Source organism: Ruminococcus sp. CAG:57, from assembly GCF_000435935.1.
GTDB classification, from domain to species: domain Bacteria; phylum Bacillota; class Clostridia; order Oscillospirales; family Ruminococcaceae; genus Hominimerdicola; species Hominimerdicola aceti.
Genome location: NZ_FR890705.1, coordinates 1 through 3,287, shown reverse-complemented (window position 1 = coordinate 3,287; position 3,287 = coordinate 1). Strand labels below are relative to the sequence as shown.

At 45.1% G+C, this 3,287-nt stretch carries 2 protein-coding genes; both read right to left on the bottom strand.

What is annotated here, in order from left to right; translation table 11 throughout:
* Positions 1-73: 73 nt before the first annotated feature.
* Entirely contained in the window at positions 74-2,407 is a 2,334-nt protein-coding gene (locus tag QVO88_RS03380) for a heavy metal translocating P-type ATPase (protein ID WP_022287120.1), read from the bottom strand.
* Positions 2,408-2,446: 39 nt separating this feature from the next.
* A complete protein-coding gene (locus QVO88_RS03375) occupies positions 2,447-2,812 on the bottom strand; it encodes a metalloregulator ArsR/SmtB family transcription factor (RefSeq protein ID WP_022287119.1) in 366 nt (121 codons plus the stop codon).
* Positions 2,813-3,287: the final 475 nt, after the last annotated feature.

The following is a 3,287-nucleotide window of genomic DNA, read 5'->3' as shown; positions in this document are numbered from 1 at the left end:
AAAGCGGGCGAACACTGTTCGCCCCTACAAGCAAATGCCGTATTTATGCGCATTTGCAGGTCTAAACATAGTTTTATTTTATTCTGCTGCTTCTTAGAGCGTTGAGGATAGCTATTACGGCTACACCTACGTCTGCGAATACCGCAAGCCACATTCCTGCAAGTCCCAATGCACCGAATATAAGCACAAGAGCTTTTACTCCAAGGGCAAAAATTATATTCTCTCTTACTATTGTCATAGTCTTTCGGGATATCTTTACTGCATCTGCTATGCTTGACGGATCGTCGTTCATAAGCACAACGTCTGCGGCTTCAATGGCGATATCTGAGCCTAAGCCACCCATTGCGATACCGATATCGGCTCTTGCGATAACAGGTGCGTCATTTATTCCGTCCCCTGCGAATGCAACAAGTCTGCGGTCGGGGTCTTTTATAAGCTGTTCGACCTTTTCAACCTTGTTTTCAGGGAGAAGCTCACTGAAGAATGTTTTTATGCCCACTTTCTTTGCCACCTTTTCGGCGGTATCTTTCTTATCGCCTGTGAGGAGGACAGTTTCAACGCCAAGATCTCTCAGTCTTGAAACGGCTGTGGCAGAGGTTTCTTTTATCTCGTCGCCAAGGAGTATCTCGCCTATGAACTTGCCGTCAAGGGCAACATAAACTGCCGTTGCGGAGTCTTCTGAGCTTTGTGCGGCAATGCCGTTTGTTTCAAGAAGCGCTTTCTTTCCGCAAAGTATCTCCTTGCCGTCAAGCTTTGCTCTTACACCGTTTCCTGCAATCTCTTCAACATCTGAAAGTCTTGCACCGTCTATTTCCTTGCCGTATCTCTGCACTATGGAGATACCGATAGGGTGAGTTGACATACTTTCTGCATATGCGGCGGCTTCAAGGAGGATATCCTGTGAAACGCCCTGTGGGTTTACGCTGAGGACAGTGAACTTGCCCTTTGTGAGCGTACCCGTTTTATCAACTGCGAGAGTTTTGCACTTCGCCATTGTTTCGAGATTTTTTGCGCCTTTGATAAGGATACCCTTTTTAGAAGCTCCGCCTATTCCTGCGAAGAACGAGAGAGGCACTGAGATAACAAGTGCGCATGGGCAGGATATTACAAGGAACAGAAGTCCTCTATAGAGCCATTTTGAGAACTGGTCAAAGCCCAGAATGAAGCTTGGTATAAACACGAGTGCAAGTGCAGCAATTACTACCGCAGGGGTATAAACTCTTGCAAAACGTGTGATGAACTTTTCGGTCTTGGCTTTTCTTTCGCTGGAGTTTTGCACCATATCGAGAATTTTCGACACCGCAGACTCGTGGAAGGTATTTGTGACCCGAACTTTGAGAAGTCCTCTCAGGTTTGTTGAGCCGCTGAGGACGCTGTCCCCTGCTTTGACCTCGACCGGAAGAAACTCACCAGTAAGTGCTGATGTATCAAGCTCTGATTCTCCTTCTGTTACGATACCGTCAAGAGGTATTCTCTCGCCTGTTTTTACTGCAATCATCTCGTCTTTGAGGATATCCTCAGGAGGAAGCTCGTATGTTTTGCCGTTTCTTACAACTGTTACAGACTCAGGCTTAAGCTCCATAAGCTTTGTGATAGATTTTCTTGACTTCTCTACTGCGACAGTCTGGAAAAGCTCGCCCACCTGGAAGAACAGCATAACGGCTGCACCCTCACGGAAGTCTTTAAGTGCAAATGCGCCAACTGTTGCGATAGTCATGAGCAGAGATTCGTCAAAAGCCTCGCCTTTAACAAGGTTTCTTACGGCGGCGATGACAACGTCAAGACCTGCGATAAGGTAAGCAACTATTGCAAGGCCTGCACTGAGATACTCACACACAGTGCCGTTTCCAAGCTTATCCAAGAGCATTGATGCGATAAAGAACACGATAGCCACAGAAAGCTTGACTATCTCGCCATTATGGTCATTCACAGGCTCCTCCTCTGCTGTCTGGACACCATAATCCTTAACAGTAACGTCAGGCTCAAGCTGATGGACGGTATCTTCTATCATGATACGCAGGTCAGGATTAGAACCGTCTGTTTTGACAGTTAGCTTTTTGCTGATAAAATCAACGTTTGATGAAATAACGCCTGCAAGCTCACCCACACGGTTTGCTATCTTTTCACCGCAGTTAGGGCAATCGAGATCCTCCAGCTTCAGATAGAGAGTTTTCTCAGCACAATCGCCAAGCTCTTTCACGCTAACGTCAGGTTCAAGCTTATGGACGACATTTTCTATCTCGGTAAAGAGGGCGTTTTTATCGCCGTCAAAATCAACTGTGAGCTTTTTATTGATAAAGTCAAGGTTAGAGCTTTTAACGCCTGAAAGCTCGCCCACACGTTTCTCGATCTTTTCCGCACAATGCGGACAATCGAGTTCCTTAAGAAGCAAAGTCATTTTACTCATTTCACATTCTCCTATACTACAAAAAACAGATCACTTTCTTTACTCGCTGATATGCTCGATACCCATATTGAGTATGACAGCGACGTGTTCATCGGAAACTGAATAATAGACTGTTTTTCCCTCACGTCTATACTTCACAAGTCTGGCCTGCTTAAGCACTCTGAGCTGATGCGAGATAGCTGACTGTGACATTTCCAACAGCTCTGCGATATCGCACACGCACATTTCATCCTTTATAAGGGTAAAGAGTATTTTCACTCTTGTTTGGTCGCCAAGGACTTTGAAAAGCTCTGCCACGTCATATATCTCCTCCTCGACAGGCATTGTTTTCCCTATTTCCTCCATTTTCTCTATATTCTTTCCTCCGCACTGTTTATGCTCATGCTTTACTGTATTCTCACTCATTTATTTTCGCTCTCCTTTTCTCATTATTGTTTTAGTATATTCGATATGGGTTATTTCAATTCATCATATGAATAACTGTTCATATGTTTATTATATCATATATTCATGTTTTGTCAAGGGGGGTTTGAAAATTTTTTTTGATTTAAGTTATTGGGGGTATTTTGTTTACATGGTACTGGTTGCATACCATGCGGGCGAACGATGTTCGCCCCTACGGATTATTCGGGCGAGTTTGCTGTGCCGCAAAATCGCTTCGCTCTTTGCGGATTTACGTTGTGCTAAGGGATAGAAAAGCGGTGCAGGTTTATGCTTCGATGTTGGTTTTATTTGATGTTTGGGTTCTATGTGCTTTTTGGATTTGTTCTGCACCGCTTAGTAGGCTTACGCCTATTGAGGCTCTGCCTCAAGCTCCGCTAGGGGCTTTGCCCCCAGACCCCCACAATGGGTTTCACCCCTTGACCCTGACCAGGGACGT

What these genes read in the sequence shown, in the direction of transcription:
- QVO88_RS03380 (WP_022287120.1), bottom strand. Translation starts at nt 2,407, where the DNA reads ATGAGTAAAATGACTTTGCTTCTTAAGGAACTCGATTGTCCGCATTGT.
- QVO88_RS03375 (WP_022287119.1), bottom strand. Translation starts at nt 2,812, where the DNA reads ATGAGTGAGAATACAGTAAAGCATGAGCATAAACAGTGCGGAGGAAAG.